Origin of the sequence: Marinobacter subterrani (genome assembly GCF_001045555.1) — a bacterium.
Lineage (GTDB): Bacteria > Pseudomonadota > Gammaproteobacteria > Pseudomonadales > Oleiphilaceae > Marinobacter > Marinobacter subterrani.
In genome coordinates this window covers 1422330-1437672 of record NZ_LFBU01000001.1, presented here as the reverse complement: position 1 = coordinate 1437672, position 15343 = coordinate 1422330, and the positions used below count along the sequence as shown (strand labels likewise).

At 58.8% G+C, this 15343-nt stretch carries 13 protein-coding genes; 9 read left to right on the top strand and 4 right to left on the bottom strand.

The window, feature by feature from the left end; translation table 11 throughout:
* Nucleotides 1–5 precede the first annotated feature (5 nt).
* Nucleotides 6–1991 (bottom strand): HDOD domain-containing protein, encoded by a 1986-nt coding sequence (locus msub_RS06635; protein WP_048495285.1) that lies wholly within the window; start codon nucleotides 1989–1991, stop codon nucleotides 6–8.
* Nucleotides 1992–2198: 207 nt separating this feature from the next.
* On the opposite strand from msub_RS06635, the gene msub_RS06630 reads away from it, so the two are divergent.
* From msub_RS06630 to msub_RS06615, 4 genes are all read left to right on the top strand, one after another.
* Nucleotides 2199–3533 (top strand): MinD/ParA family ATP-binding protein, encoded by a 1335-nt coding sequence (locus msub_RS06630; protein WP_048495284.1) that lies wholly within the window; start codon nucleotides 2199–2201, stop codon nucleotides 3531–3533.
* Nucleotides 3534–3755: 222 nt separating this feature from the next.
* On the top strand, nucleotides 3756–5291 hold the full coding sequence (locus msub_RS06625; protein ID WP_048495283.1) for a fatty acyl-CoA reductase: 1536 nt from the start codon (nucleotides 3756–3758) through the stop codon (nucleotides 5289–5291).
* A gap of 308 nt (nucleotides 5292–5599) precedes the next feature.
* Nucleotides 5600–7549, top strand: a complete 1950-nt coding sequence (gene acs / locus msub_RS06620) for an acetate--CoA ligase (RefSeq protein ID WP_048495282.1) — start codon at nucleotides 5600–5602, stop codon at nucleotides 7547–7549.
* A gap of 44 nt (nucleotides 7550–7593) precedes the next feature.
* On the top strand, nucleotides 7594–8259 hold the full coding sequence (locus msub_RS06615) for a response regulator transcription factor (protein ID WP_048495281.1): 666 nt from the start codon (nucleotides 7594–7596) through the stop codon (nucleotides 8257–8259).
* Nucleotides 8260–8472: 213 nt separating this feature from the next.
* Here the strand turns inward: msub_RS06615 and msub_RS06610 are convergent, their stop codons facing one another.
* Entirely contained in the window at nucleotides 8473–9456 is a 984-nt protein-coding gene (locus tag msub_RS06610; protein ID WP_048495280.1) for a D-2-hydroxyacid dehydrogenase, read from the bottom strand.
* A 231-nt stretch (nucleotides 9457–9687) separates the two neighbouring features.
* Here msub_RS06610 and msub_RS06605 point away from each other — a divergent pair, with 231 nt between their 5' ends.
* The 3 genes from msub_RS06605 to msub_RS06595 all read left to right on the top strand — a co-directional run bounded on the left by msub_RS06605 (nucleotide 9688) and on the right by msub_RS06595 (nucleotide 11785).
* Nucleotides 9688–10914, top strand: a complete 1227-nt coding sequence (locus msub_RS06605; RefSeq protein WP_048495279.1) for a pyridoxal phosphate-dependent aminotransferase — start codon at nucleotides 9688–9690, stop codon at nucleotides 10912–10914.
* Nucleotides 10915–10923: 9 nt separating this feature from the next.
* Entirely contained in the window at nucleotides 10924–11115 is a 192-nt protein-coding gene (locus msub_RS06600; protein ID WP_048495278.1) for a CPXCG motif-containing cysteine-rich protein, read from the top strand.
* A 97-nt stretch (nucleotides 11116–11212) separates the two neighbouring features.
* Nucleotides 11213–11785, top strand: coding sequence for a DUF1439 domain-containing protein (locus msub_RS06595; protein WP_048495277.1), 573 nt, complete (start codon nucleotides 11213–11215; stop codon nucleotides 11783–11785).
* 59 nt (nucleotides 11786–11844) lie between these two features.
* Here msub_RS06595 and msub_RS06590 read toward each other — a convergent pair whose 3' ends face one another.
* Nucleotides 11845–12999, bottom strand: coding sequence for an isocitrate/isopropylmalate dehydrogenase family protein (locus msub_RS06590; RefSeq protein WP_048495276.1), 1155 nt, complete (start codon nucleotides 12997–12999; stop codon nucleotides 11845–11847).
* Nucleotides 13000–13192: 193 nt separating this feature from the next.
* Between msub_RS06590 and msub_RS06585 the strand changes: the two genes are divergently transcribed.
* Nucleotides 13193–13963 (top strand): EAL domain-containing protein, encoded by a 771-nt coding sequence (locus msub_RS06585; protein WP_197083794.1) that lies wholly within the window; start codon nucleotides 13193–13195, stop codon nucleotides 13961–13963.
* A 29-nt stretch (nucleotides 13964–13992) separates the two neighbouring features.
* Entirely contained in the window at nucleotides 13993–14349 is a 357-nt protein-coding gene (locus msub_RS06580) for a hypothetical protein (RefSeq protein WP_048495275.1), read from the top strand.
* 3 nt (nucleotides 14350–14352) lie between these two features.
* Here the strand turns inward: msub_RS06580 and msub_RS06575 are convergent, their stop codons facing one another.
* Nucleotides 14353–15246, bottom strand: a complete 894-nt coding sequence (locus msub_RS06575) for a LysR family transcriptional regulator (protein ID WP_048495274.1) — start codon at nucleotides 15244–15246, stop codon at nucleotides 14353–14355.
* Nucleotides 15247–15343 lie beyond the last annotated feature (97 nt).

Below are 15343 nucleotides of genomic sequence, written 5' to 3'. Positions count from 1 at the left end.
CTTCGTCAGTCGGTCTCGTTCTTTTTATGGCTGGCCGCCGGTAACAGAATCCTGAAGGTGGTGCCTTCCTGCCCCGTGCGACAAGCTATGATGCCCTCCATGTCATCAACAAGCTGTTTCACAATGCTCAGGCCCAACCCGCTGTGGCCCTCTCCTTTTGTGCTTGTGACCGGCGAAAACAGGGCGTCCCTGATTTCACCGGGTATTCCCGTGCCCGTGTCGGTAATTTCCAGCTCTACCCAGGTACGCTGATTCTGCCATACCGGGGACGCGGTGCGGACCTCTACGATACCTCCGTTCTCCGGCAGACTCTCGGCCGCATTGCGGACGAGATTGATCACCACCTGGCGAATGCGCGTGGCACCGGCGGCAACCTGTGTCGACTGGTTGCCGAGTTTTAATGTCAGATCACGATTGTCGTCGCTAAACAGACTGTCTTCCAGTATCCGGGCCAGGCTTTCCAGTTCCGAATTCAGCTCAACGCTGCCGCCATCGTGGTCCGGGGCGTCAGTGTGGCTCATCTGCAGCAACAGGTTACCGGCCCGGTCAAGCTCATCCCGGATGATATCCAGTTCCTCTTGAACATCGCCATCCTCAAGCCGGCTCCGGAGCTGGTAGATGTACTGCCGGATGATGGTCAGGGGGTTGCTGACTTCGTGCACCTGCCTGCGCAACCGGTCTTGGGCAACTTCCTGGTCCAGTTGCTTACTGTCTGGCGCAGTCTTGGCATCCGGGCCTGTCCGGCTGGCGAGAACAGGGGCGAGCTGGCGGACGAAAATATCCGCCAGTTCCAGCGTGGTCGGTAGCTGCTCACTATCGGTGCCAAGGGCAAAGATGCCGGGGCACTGGTCATCACTGACAACCGGAATGGCGAGCAGCGACGGGGTATGTAACAGGGATAGTAGCTGACGATCGAGTACCGTGGGCGGGCGTTCGCCCAGGCTGACCGGCAATCCGGAAATGAATGCCTCGGTAAGCACGCTGCCGCCGGGTTTGGCTGTCACGGCCAGTTCCGGGATGTCGCCGATGGTCCCGGACAGGAGCACAAGGTTGTCCCCGGCATGGCCAAAACACAGGGCGGGCAGGCCGGTGATCAGGGTCAGGCTGTTGACCGTTTCGGCCAGGATGTCGTCAGTCTCACCGGATATATCAGCCAGGTTGAGCGCCTGGCTGGCCATGGCCTGTCGCAGAATGGTCTGTTTCAGTTTTCTGGATGCACTTTCTCCGCTGTAGTCCTCATCCAGCGGGATGCCGAGAGAGTTGGCCATACCGGTGACTTCATGGCCAATCCGTCGGTTGATCTCCCTCGTCAGCTCCTCATTCAGCCCGAACACCGTCCCGGCCGCAGCAATACCGGCGGCATCGGAGAGGGCCAGGCGGGTAGCCAGGCTGATCAGCTTGACCAGATGGCCGGCATCCCGCAGCTCCGATGGCAGCGCCTGCTGGTAGCGCATGGCATCGGCGGCCATCGGCCCCAGCCCCCAGGAGGTGACAAGCTCGGCGGCAATGTCGGACTGATGATCAAGATAGTGTTGCTTCGCTTCGGTTGCTGGCGTTTTAATAGCGATCAGCTCACCAATGTTGTGAAGCATGCCCAGCATGAAGGCTTCGTCGGGCTCCGGGTAACGGGTCAGGGTGGCCAGGGCCCGTGCGGTCAGGGCGGTGGTCAGGGAGTGGCGCCAGAAGTCCCGGAGCTGCTGCCATTCGTCTCCGCCGAGCTCGAACAGGAGCTGGCGCAGGGCCGCAGTGAGCACTAGGGTGTGGAACCGGCGTGTCCCGAGCCTCAGTAGCGCCTGATCAATTGAGCGGATCGGCGTTGCAGGGCCATAGAGCGCGGAGTTGGCAAGGGCGAGTATGCGGGCCACCAGGGCTGTGTCGGCGGCGACGATCTCGCTGATCTTCCGGTAGCTTGCGTCCTGATGGCAAGCTTCGAGCGCCCGCAAGGTCACTTCCGGGAGACTCGGTAGCTGAAGATCAGGCGCAATGTGCATAGGCTTACCTGCCGTGCGATGTAACAAGTCAGTAGCTGACGGGGTGTTCATTCTTGTTGCTGGAAAAGAGCTTAGACAATAACCCGTCGTTATTAAATACTTATTGCTGATTTTTTAAGCAATATATTATCTAATCCGTGATATGTGTAGAATTTTTACAGGTTAGTTTGCCTGCAACTGTAAAATCAGGGACCTGGATCACCGGTAATGACTGCCACAGCACCCGCCAAGCACAATCCGCACCAGCCCCGGACGATCGCCATTACCGGTGGCAAGGGTGGGGTGGGCAAAACCTCGCTCGCCCTGAACCTTGCGCTTACCCTCGCCCGGCAGGATAACCGGGTTTTGCTTCTGGACGGTGACACCGATCTGGCCAATGTCAGCATCATGGTGGGCCTTTATCCGCAAAAAACCCTTGCGAATGTCATGGCCGGCGAATGCCGTCTGGAAGACGTCATTCTCGAGACAGACTATGGCCTGCACATCATTCCCGGCGCATCCGGCGTGCAGGAATGCATGGACATGGGCCAGGCCGAAGGCCTGCGAATTCTCAGGGCGCTGTATAACCTCGAGAGCCGGTACGATTACGTGATTACCGATACCGCCGCCGGCCTGCAGGCGGTCGGGCTTCACATGATAGCGGCCACGGAGCTGGCCTGCATGGTGGTAACCCCGGACCCTGCGTCCCTGACCGATGCCTTCTCCCTGATCAAGGTTCTTCGGCGCAGAGGTTACAACCGGGTTCCCAGCATCCTCGTCAATATGGCCCAGGGCGCCAGCCAGGCCCGTTCGGTATTCCAGCGCCTCGACGCTGCGGCTCAGCGTCACCTGGGTCTGGCGCTTCATTACATGGGGGGAATATGGCGCGATGAAACCCTCCGCCAGTCGGTGCTGAATCAGAAGCCGGTTGCACTGCTGCCAGTATCCGACCCATCCTGCCGCCAGTTTCATACCCTCGCTGATATGCTGAACGTTCGGCTGTCCCAGCTTCCCAGGCGAAAGGCGGGTATTGCCGCCTACTGGCACCGGGTATCCCGCAGGGAAGGAGTGGTGGCATCTCCGCCCGGCGCGGCGTCGTCGGAGAGCGCGGCGGCCGAAGAAGCGCCAGCGCCAGACATCAAAAAGCAATGTGTCGATGCCGTCGGTGAGCTCGAGGCAGTTTTCAGCCATGGCGCCGTTGACCCGTTGCTGCGTTATGAGGCATTTACCCGGCTTTTTGCACTGCTGGGGAGCACGCTGGACAGCGATGCAATCGAAATTATCCAGACCGGGCTGGCGGCGCTTCCCTGGGAAAATCTCAGCCCCGAACGCAAGCGTCATCTGGCCTCCCACCTCCGGGAGCTGGCCGACCAGGTTGCGCCCGCGGCCAGGCAACCGCCACCGCCCGAGCCTGGCCATCCCGTCCTGCGGGAGCCCTTCTATGATCGCATCAGCTTTGGAGAGCAGGATCGCCTGGTGCGTGTGCTGAAGGAGCAACCCGCCGATATCTCCCTGGACCAGCTCTTGCGGTCACTCTCGGGTAACGATCAGGGTGGCTCCTGACTAGGCACTAGAACCTACCTCTTTCACCGTCATTTTTTTTGTACTTTTTGTAGCGTAACTTTGCAGTGTGTCACCACTCTGTCACCAGAGTTGTGCAAAGATTATGCATTGATCTGGATCGTGGCCCGCAATATGCACCGGATATGGTGTACCTGATTCGCAAACTTTTCCCTGCCGGCAGGTTCGTGTCGGTGAAGACTTTGAATGAGAAGGAGTTCTCCCATGGCAACACAGCAGCTGAATCCCGGGGCATCATCGAAGGTGCTTGAGCAGCTCCGCGGAAAGCACGTTCTGATAACCGGAACCACCGGCTTTCTCGGTAAGGTGGTACTGGAAAAACTGATTCGCGCCGTTCCTGATATCGGCGGCATTCACCTGCTGATCCGTGGTAACAAGCGCCATCCGGAGGCCCGGGAGCGCTTTTATGAAGAGATCGCCACCTCCTCGGTATTCGACCGGCTTCGCCAGGACGATAACGAGGCTTTTGAAGCCTTCATTGAAGAGCGTGTGTATTGCGTGACCGGTGAAGTCACCGAGCCGCTGTTTGGTCTGCCCGCTGAGCGCTTCCGCAAGCTGGCCAACGGCATTGATGCCGTAATCAACTCGGCGGCCAGCGTCAACTTCCGCGAAGAACTGGACAAAGCCCTGGCCATCAACACCCTGTGCCTGGAAAACGTTGCCGAGCTGGCGCGCCAGAACAAATCCCTGGCGGTGATTCAGGTTTCTACCTGCTATGTGAACGGCATGAATGCCGGCCAGATTACCGAATCGGTGATCAAGCCAGCGGGCGAGTCTATTCCTCGCAGCACCGAAGGCTATTACGAGATTGAGGAGCTGGTCCGGCTGCTGGACGACAAGATTGCTGATGTCCGGTCCCGCTACTCCGGCAAGATGCTGGAAAAGAAACTGGTAGACCTGGGGATTCGCGAAGCCAACTACTACGGCTGGAGCGACACCTACACCTTTACCAAGTGGCTGGGTGAGCAGCTTCTGCTGAAAGCCCTGTCAGGAAGGGCGCTGACCATCGTGCGCCCGGCCATTATCGAAAGTGCGCTTGAGGAGCCCGCACCCGGCTGGATTGAAGGGGTGAAGGTGGCCGACGCCATTATCCTGGCCTACGCCCGTGAGAAGGTTACCCTGTTCCCGGGCAAACGATCCGGCGTGATCGATGTCATTCCCGTTGACCTCGTGGCCAATGCCATCATTCTGGCCGCCGCCGAGGCGCTGGGAGAAACCCCGCGTCACCGGATCTATCAGTGCTGCAGTGGCAGCTCGAATCCGGTCTCGCTGGGCCAGTTCATTGATTATCTGCTGGCAGAATCCAGGGCCAATTACGCCGCGTATGATCAGCTGTTCTACCGCCAGCCGACCAAGCCGTTCATTGCGGTCAACCGCCGGCTCTTTGATGCCGTGGTTGGCGGCGTGCGTATCCCTCTGAGCATTACCGGCCGGGTCCTGCGAATGCTGGGGCAGAACCGTGAGCTGAAAGTGCTCCGCAACCTGGATACCACCCGTTCACTGGCAACGATTTTCGGCTTCTATACGGCGCCGAATTACATCTTCCGCAATGACGACCTGCTGGCCCTCGCGGCCCGGATGGGGGAGCTGGACAAAGTGCTGTTCCCGGTGGATGCCCGCCAGATTGACTGGGCGGTCTACCTCCGGAAAATCCACCTGGCGGGGCTTAACCGTTATGCCCTGAAAGAGCGGAAAGTCTACAGCCTCCACTCTGCCAAGGCCCGAAAGAAGGCGGCGTAACACCGGCAGCCCGGTCGCGTTGGCCGGGCTGCTCTCATCTCCTGGCCGTTTCTGCCACCGGTTTGCCATTACCCCCGATCGAACTATCCTTTTAAGAGCTTCTCGTTCAACGCAAATAACCCTTATTTTATTGTGGGTTAAGGGCTGGTTTTGGCTAAAAGTTCAAGCGCATTAGGACGTTAGTCTAATTCATTGTTTAGTGGCACACATGATGAACTACGGCTATCCGTCCAGAGGACCCTAGAGGTCCCACCGCTCAGAATTCCAAAACCGACAATGACAACAGACTCTGACAAAGGGGGAGCACAATGACTGATAAACAGGTATATCCGGTAAGCCCGGAAGTCGCCAAGCGGGCACTTCTGAACCGGGAACAGTACGAGGCAATGTATCGTCAGTCAGTTGAAGACCCGGACACCTTCTGGGGTGAACACGGCAAGCGCCTTGAGTGGATCAAGCCCTACACCAAGGTAAAAAACACGACTTACGACTACAACAACCTGGCCATCAAGTGGTTTGAGGATGGCCAGTTGAACGCATCTGCCAACTGCCTGGACCGTCATCTGGAAAAGCGCGGAGACCAGACGGCCATCATCTTCGAAGGTGATGACCCCGCGGATTCCCGCCACGTCACCTACCGCGAGCTGCACGAGGAAACCAGCAAGTTCGCCAACGTCCTGAAAGGCCTGGGCGTCAAGAAGGGCGACGTGGTCACCATCTACATGCCGATGATTGTCGAAACGGCCGTTGCCATGCTGGCCTGCGCCCGTATCGGTGCGATCCACTCGGTCGTGTTCGGCGGTTTCTCTCCGGAAGCCCTGGGTGCCCGTATTGTGAACGGCAAATCCCGCTTCGTGATCACCGCTGACGAGGGTGTTCGTGGCGGCCGCAAGATTCCGCTGAAGAAGAACGTGGATGCGGCCCTGAAGAACGAAGACGCCGCCAATGTCGAGAAAGTGGTGGTTGTCACCCGTACCGGCAATTCCGAGGTGCCCTGGAACGACGCCCGCGACGCGCGCTATGAAGACCTGATGCAATCCGCATCGGCGGATTGCCCGCCGGAGGCCATGAACGCCGAGGACCCGCTGTTCATGCTGTACACCTCCGGTTCCACCGGTGCCCCCAAGGGTGTTCTGCATACAACCGGTGGTTACATGGTCTTTGCCTCCATGACCCACGAGTATGTGTTCGATTATCACGAAGGTGATGTGTACTGGTGTACCGCCGATTTTGGCTGGGTCACAGGCCACAGCTACATCCTGTATGGCCCGCTGGCCAACGGCGCCGTTACCCTTCTGTTCGAGGGTGTGCCCAACTACCCGGACACCTCTCGCATGGGCCAGGTGGTCGATAAGCACAAGGTCAACATCCTGTACACCGCACCGACCGCGATCCGGGCCCTGATGGCAGAGGGTGAATCCTGCATGGACGGCACCACCCGTGAAAGTCTGAAACTGCTGGGTTCGGTGGGCGAGCCGATCAACCCGGAAGCCTGGGAGTGGTACCACCGGGTCATCGGCAACAGCAAGTGCCCGATTGTCGACACCTGGTGGCAGACCGAAACCGGTGGCATCCTGATCTCCCCGCTGCCTGGCGCGATTGACCTGAAGCCCGGCTCCGCGACCGTGCCGTTCTTTGGTGTCCAGCCGGCGCTGGTGGATAACGAAGGCAATATCCTCGAAGGCAAGACGGAGGGCAACCTGGTTATCCTCGACAGCTGGCCGGGCCAGATGCGCACCATCTTCGGTGACCATGAGCGCTTTGCCCAGACCTACTTCAGCACCTACAAGGGCATGTACTTCACCGGTGACGGCGCCCGCCGTGACGAAGACGGCTACTACTGGATCACCGGCCGGGTGGATGACGTGCTGAACGTGTCCGGCCACCGCCTGGGCACCGCGGAAGTCGAGAGTGCGCTGGTTGCCCACGACAAGGTTGCCGAAGCAGCCGTGGTTGGCTACCCGCACGAGATCAAGGGGCAGGGGATCTATGTCTATGTCACCCTGGTGCACGGCGAGGAGCCTACGGATGAGCTCAAGAAGGAGCTGGTGCAGTGGGTTCGCAAGGAAATCGGTCCGATCGCTTCCCCGGATATCATCCAGTGGGCGCCTGGACTGCCCAAGACTCGTTCTGGCAAGATTATGCGTCGGATTTTGCGTAAGATTGCGTCAAATGAGCATGATCAGCTGGGCGATACGTCTACGCTGGCAGATCCGGGCGTCGTGGATGACCTGATCAGCGGTCGTGCGAACCAGTAAGGCCTGTGTGTAAACGGGCCATCTACCTGTGAGGAATCTGTTGAATGGCACAAACAATTATCGTCGCTGATGATCACCCGCTGTTTCGGGCAGCACTGAAGCAGGCGGTCAGTCAGGCGGTACCCGATGCCGAGACGGTGGAAGTCGACAGCATCAAGGCGCTGCAGGCGGCGGTAGATTCCCACCCGGACGCGGATCTGGTTCTGCTGGATCTCAATATGCCGGGTGCCCACGGTTTCTCGGGGCTCGTGTTCATGCGCGGGCAATATCCGGGGCTGCCGGTGGTGGTTGTGTCAGGATCCGAGGAATTACAGGTCATGCGCCGCTCGATTGATTACGGCGCCTCGGGCTTCATTCCGAAGTCGGCGCCGTTGCCCACCATCACCGAGGCCATTCAGGCCGTTCTGGAAGGGGATGTCTGGTTGCCTGCGGGTGTGGCAGACAAGATCGAGCAGATGCATTCGGATGCCACGGACTTTTCCGAAAAACTGGCGTCACTGACGCCGCAACAGTTCCGGGTGCTGGGTATGCTGGCCGAGGGGCTTCTGAACAAGCAGATCGCCTACGATCTGGATGTCTCCGAGGCTACCATCAAGGCGCATATTACGGCGGTGTTCCGGAAGCTTGGAGTTCGTAACCGGACCCAGGCGGTGATCGCGATTCAGCAGATGGAGATTGATCCTTCGGATCAGTCGTTGTCCGGTAGCTGATTCAGTTTTCCGGTTTGAATATGAAGCGGGAGGCCCTGGGCTCCCGTTTCTTGTATGGCCAGAGATAAAACACAGCACTTAGGAGCGAGCGTCGGAGCGGGTTTCCAAAACACGCTGTGAATACGTCCCTGTACGCTCGGCTCCGCCATCCATGGCTCCGCACGGTTTTGGAAACCCGCTCCGACGCTCGCTCCAGTGTTTGCTGCGAAATTCTTACTTGCTGCCAGCGTACCCCAGTTCCTTATCCACCAGGTTGAACAATTCCTCGCCCTTGTGCCAGCGGTCGAAGTTCTCCAGGAACTGATCGGTCAGCGCCCGCTTCCAGCCGATGAAATCACCGGCCATATGGGCGGTCATGGTGACATTCTCCATGTCCCAGAGCGGGTGGTCTTCCGGCAGCGGCTCCTCTTCGAAGACATCCAGGCCGGCACCGGCGATATCGCCATTTCTGAGCGCGGCCACCAGGTCGTCTGTCTTGACGATCGGGCCACGGCCGATGTTGATCAGACGGGCTGACTGTTTCATGGCCTTGAAGGCTTTTTCATCAAACAGGCCCTCGGTCTGCGGGGTCAGCGGGGCCGCGATGACCACGAAATCAGCATGGCCTAGCTGCTCGTAAAGATCATCATTGCCGTGTACCGCCACAAAATCCGGATCCTCCTTTCGGGCCTTGCGGGCAATACCATGGGGCTTCAATCCGGCGGCACCTGCCAGTCGGCCGATCTGCCGGCCGATGGAGCCGGCGCCGACCACCAGAACCTGCTTGCCTTCGGCTCGCTCGGTATCCCGGTGCTTCCACTGGTGCTTCATCTGCAGCCGGATAGAGTTCGGGAAATCCTTGGCGAACATCAGGATTGTGCAGAGCACATACTCGGCAATGGTCCGGTCAAAAATGCCTCGGGCATTGGTAACCGTCACCTCACCCTTTATCAGGTCTGGGAACATCAGGGCATCAACGCCGGCACTGGTGGCGTGGATCCATTTCAGCTTGTCCGCGGTGTGCCAGGCCGCTTCCAGGGCGTCGGTACGGAAGTCGGTCACCATCATGATTTCGGTGCCGGGCAGAGTCTCCCGAAGGGTGGGTTCGTCACAGGCAAACCGCACATCAGCGCGGGCCCTCAGTGCATCCATTCCCGGCGGTTCCTGTTCTTCCGGCGCGGTAAGAACGGTTACAACAGGTTTGCTGTGCTGAGTCATTGAGCCTCCGCCTTTTTGATGTGTGACTGGTGGTCGCCCGCGAGGGGGTATTTACAGTCTGGTCGGCAGGTGTTGTCGGGTCAACTTGCGGGGCGACAGATTTGCCTCTGGCGGCGGTGATGGCGGTACTTTCACGTACATTATCTTTATTGAGTTTTGTCTTGTAGAGGTCTTTCATACTGACTAACCTGCAGTAGTGGATTCTATTTGCCCCGTTTGCAGGAGGTGTTTATGGCAGAAGCCGCCAACAAAGAAACCGGCCAGACCAAACCGCGTAAAGTGAAGTACCGGAAGACCAAGGCCAGTTGGAACCCGGCCATGCAGGCGATTCCGGTGCCTGGCATCCGGAGGATGGTGAATATGGCGGCCACCATGAAGGATGTGATTCATCTTTCCATAGGTCAGCCGGATCTGCCGACCCCCAAGCATATTATTGATGCTTACGTCGATGCCCTGAATGCGGGACAAACGGGCTATACCATGGACGCCGGGCTGCCGGAACTCCTGGTGGCGCTGCGTGACTACTACGGCAAGCGCTACAACCGGAAGCTGACCCGCGACAACATCCTGATCACCAGTGGCGCCACCGAGGCCATGTACCTGGCCATTTCCGCCACGTCTGCGCCGGGCCGGCAGTTTATCGTTACGGATCCCTCCTTCCTGCTCTATGCGCCCCTGATCCGGATGAACGGCGGCGAGGTGAAGTATGTGCCAACCCGGGCGGAGAACAACCACCAGCTCGATCCGGACGAAGTGATCCGTGCCATGGGGTCGCGCACATTCGCTCTCATCCTGAACAACCCGAACAACCCCACTGGCGCGGTCTACCCACGCAGTACCGTGGAGACCATTCTCGAGGAGTGCGCCTACCGTGGTATTCAGGTCTATGCCGATGAGGTCTACGACCACCTGATTTTCGACGATGATGATTTCGCCAGCGTCCTGAACTGCTCGATGGACCTGGACAACATCATGTGTATCAGCAGCTTCTCGAAAACCTACAGCATGGCGGGTCTGCGGGTTGGCTGGGTGATTTCCAGCCAGGCCGCCATCAAGTCTCTGCGCCGGCTCCATATGTTCACCACCTCGGTGGCCAATACGCCTTCGCAGTTTGCCGGCGTGGCGGCGCTTACCGGTGACCAGCAATGTGTGCGGGATATGGTCAATATTTATCGGGAACGCCGCGACAAGGTGGTTGAGCTGATCGACCAGACGCCCTACATGACGGGCTACAAGCCAGGCGGGGCCTTCTTTGCGTTTCCGGATTTGCCAGCCCGCGTGGATGGTTCCGATCTGGCACTGCGGATGCTGAAGGAAACCGGGGTTTGCATGGTGCCCGGGGATGCCTTCGGGGAGGGGTGTACCAATGCCGTCCGGATCAGTTTCTCCACCACCTGCGAGAAACTGGAACAGGCCTTTGATCGCGTCATCCCGTGGATGGCGAAGCAGCAGTTCTGAGGGGATGCCATGTCAGCTCTCGACTCGGTCCTCATTCAGTGCCCGTATTGCTGGGAGACGCTGGATATCAGCGTCGACCCCTCGGTGCCTGAACAGGAGTACGTCGAGGATTGCCAGGTCTGCTGCCAGCCCATTCTGTTACGGGTGACCTTTGACGACAACCTGACACCTCAGGTCGAGGCCCGGGCGGAAAACGAATAGCCGGCCCGGACCATTTCTGACCAATCGTTAACCCGCTGCCCTAGCCCGACCTTCCTGCGTGCCGCAGGATAGACGCAGATTCCCTGGAGAAACCCTGATGAATAGAGCATCCCGTAAAGCGTTCTGGGCACTTCTTGTGCTGGCACTGGTGATGACCAGTGGCTGCGCCAGCATGTCACCCTATGCCATTTCTGAAGGTGAGCTGGAGCGGCACCTGCAGGACGTGGTGAGTGAATTTGACCGCCAGCAGCTGAACAGCGGCTCCCCCCTGAGCCTGAGCCTGGACGACGCCAATATCACCCTTGGGCCGGATGGCCGCGACGTTGCGGTGATCGATGTGCGGGGGCAGGTTGCGCTGAATGCGCTAATGGCCAAATTGCCGGTGGAGATTGCCCTCAAGGTGGAAGGTTCCCCGGTTTATGACAGCACCGAAAAAGCCATTTTCATCCGGCGGCTGCAGTTGCTGGAAAGCAGCATCGACTCGCCGTTTTTCAAGGGTGACCTGAAGCCGGTAACCGACACGGTGATGCGGCTGGTCGCGCAGATGCTGGAAACCATGCCGGTATACCGGCTTGATGAAACCGACTTTGCCCAGCGCATGTTTGGCATGATGCCCGTGGATATCCGGGTGGCGCCGGGCCGGCTCGAGTTCGTTATGGCGGATGAGTGACGCCGTAGGTCAGGCGCTCCGACCTGAAGGGTTGCAGAGCGCCTTGGCACAATCCGGCGTCATTCTGACAGGCGCTTGCGGATCGCAGCCCCGATTTCGTGAGTACCCCGCCGGGTTCCGGCATTCTCGGCGAGGTCTGCCGCGACTGCATCGAACAATTCCTTGCCAGCCGCAGCAATTTTTGGGTCCTTTCGGCCGAGCCATTCCAGCATGCGCGCCGTGGTGAACAGCATCGCGGTCGGGTCGGCGAGTCCCTGTCCGGCAATGTCCGGCGCACTCCCGTGGGTTGGCTCGAACATGGAAGGCATGTCCGGATTGGTGGGGTTCAGGTTGCACGAAGGCGCCACGCCCATGCCGCCGGAAAGCACGGCAGCGAGATCAGTAAGTATGTCGCCCTGCAGGTTGCTGGCAACCACCACGTCAAAGGCCCAGGGGCTCTGCACAAACTTCATGCAGGCGGCGTCGACCAGTTCATGGTGAGTCGCCACATCCGGGTATTCCTTGCTGATGGCTTCGAAGGCCTCGGTGTACATGTCGCCCCAGTAGCGCAGGGCATTGCGTTTGGTGACCAGGCAGACCTGGCTTTCGCAGGTGCGGCCATCGAGTGTTTTGAACGTGCGGGTCCGGCCTTCATTGACCCGGTTGGTTGCCCGGTTGCGGGCCTGTTCAAAGCCATACCGGATGATCCGGTCGGTGGCCTTTCGGGTAAACACCTCGATCTGGGTCGCCACTTCATCGGGCGTACCTTTGCGCAGGCGGCCACCCTGGCTGACGTACTCCCCTTCGGAGTTTTCCCGGATCACCAGCATGTCAATGTCCTTGGCCCGCTCATCGGCCAGGTACTGGCGGGCGCCGGGAAGCAGCCTTGCCGGGCGCTCGCAGACCCATTGGTCAAAGCCCTTGCGCATATCCAGCAGTGGTGCCAGGGAAACGCTGTCGGACAGCAGATAGCGGTCCGGATCATCCACAGGGCCGGGATCACCCAGAGCGCCCAGCAGAATGGCATCGTATTTCTGCAACTGATCCAGCGCGTCCTGCGGCATGGATTCTCCGTGCTCTTCGTGCCAGGCATGGGACGGCCAGGGGAATCGCGCCCACTCCATATCAAGGCTGTGCCTGGCGCGCAGGGTTTCCAGGCAGCGTACAGCTTCGGCCACGACTTCAGGGCCAATGCCATCGCCCGGGGTGACTGCGATTCGGGTAGTTTTGGCCATTCGGGAGACTCCTTTTATGAACAGACTCGTATAAGCAGCAAACCCCAGTTTAGTCATGTGATCGGGGTATGCCAGCGTTTTACACGCTTTAACCGTAATTGGTTTTACCGGTAAAAAGATCACGGCTATAGTGAGTTGAAAATACGCCTTATCGACATCGCACAACCGCCAGAATTGAAGTCCAGGAGTTGAAGTGAACCAGCCCGCCGTACTTTTTGATGAGTCTCACTGTGAGCAATGCGCCTGTGGCACAGGGTTGGATTTCTCCTTCACCTTTGCGTTCCAACCCATTGTGGATGTACTGAACAAGTCTGTTTACGCCTACGAGGCACTGGTGCGTGGTACGGAAGGGCAGGGTGCCATGAGCGTGCTTTCCAGGGTGAACGACCAGAACCGGTATGCGTTCGACCAGGTGTGCCGGGTAAAAGCGGTAAAACTCGCCTCAAAACTCGGCATGGAAACGATGCTCAGCATCAACTTCATGCCCAACGCCGTGTACCGTGCCGAATACTGCATCCGAACCACCCTGGCTGCGGCCAAAACCTACAATTTCGACACCCGCAAGATTATTTTTGAGCTGACAGAGGACGAAAACCTCACCTCAACCTCGGTGGACCATCTGGTGTCTATCATCGAGGCCTATCAGGAAATGGGTTTCAGTACCGCGATCGATGATTTCGGGGCAGGCTTCTCCCGCTACAACATCATGATTGCCAGTCCGCCAAATCTTCTTAAACTGGACATGGCTCTGATTCGCAATGTTCATGAAGAGCCGAACAAGCAGGCGGTCGTGGCGGGTATTATCACCATGATGAAACAACTGGGCGGCCAGATTATCGCCGAGGGCGTGGAAACCAAGGAAGAGTACTTCTGGTTGCGCTCCCAGGGCATAAACCTGTACCAGGGTTATCTGTTCGCCAAGCCCGGCTTTGAGTGTCTCCCGGAGCCTGTGTTTCCGGCGTGAGCCGTTTTTGAACTGACAGGACTGACCCCTTGCTCTACCGAATCATAACCATTGTTGGCGGGCTGGTTTTCGTTATTGTCCTGTTCGCCCTGATCTGGTTTTTCTGCCAGAAATTCCTCGAGCGCCATGGCGTTACTGACCAGGTAAAAGATCGCGCCATGGTGCTGGCCACCTGGACTTTCGCTGGCATCAGCGTGGGGCTGGTTTTTGCCGTTGTGGGAGCGTTTGTTCTCGGCCCCTGGGCCTTTTACCGAACCCTGCGGGGCCACGATGTCGGCATTTCCGATGCCAGCGCGATCTGGTGGGGCCTTGCCATCGTTCTGGCGTCACTGGCCATCACCGCCGCCGGTTTTTTCGGTTTTCTGGTGGCCGTGGGCGCGTATTAGCCATTAGCTGATTGCCTTGAGCTGTTCCCGAAACCAGATTAACGCGGGTTCTTTCTCATAGGCTTTGTGCCAGTAAAGATGCACATCAATCGACGGAAGCTCCGCTGGCGGAGCCATAATCCGGATGTCTGCCCGCTCGGCGATGATCCGGGCATAGGCTTCCGGCATAGTCAGCAGCAGGTCAGTATCCTCAACCACCCGGCAGGCCGCATAGTAGTGCTGGCAGCGCAGCCGGATGCTGCGCTGAACGCCCAGCCTCGACAGCTCGAAATCCTCAATCCCCGGCCCTTCGGTGCGTGAAGACACCAGAACGTGCTTTGCAGACAGATACCCCGCCATATCCAACGTTTTCGCCGCCAGCGGGTGTCCCTCCCGGGCAAGTACCACCAGCCGGTCCCGGCGCAGCAGCTCGTGGGCGGTCTGGTTACTGACCGGCAGCAGAACATCGACCGCAAAATCCAGTTTGCCGGCGGCCAGTTGCGTCGCCATATCCCGCCGCGCCACGCGCTGACTCACAATCTCCAGTTCCGGGTAGGCGTCCAGCCTTGCCATCAGGTGGGGCAGGAAGGTGGATTCGAGAATATCCCGCAAGCCGAGCGAATAGGTCTTGCGCTGGGTGGCCGGATCAAAGGCATGGAACTGGTTTACCGCCCCCTGGATCTGGGTCAGGCCCGGCCGCATGGATTCCAGGAACCGCCGGGCCAGGGGCGTCGGTACCATCTGGTTGCCCTGGCGGGTAAACAGCGGGTCATCAAAATGATCCCGCAGCCGGGACAGCGAGTGGCTGACCGCCGGCTGGGTCAGGTGCAGGGCCCGGGCGGCGCGGGTCAGACTGCCTTCCCGGTAGATGGTGTCAAAAACATGCAGCAGGTTCAGATCCAGGCGGTTCAGGGCCATGATCAAGGTCCGTTTGTGGATAAGTTTCGCTAATAATAAACGATAAGAATAATTCAGTCGCGTAATAGTTAAGTCCTCCCTAGACTGGTTTCAACGT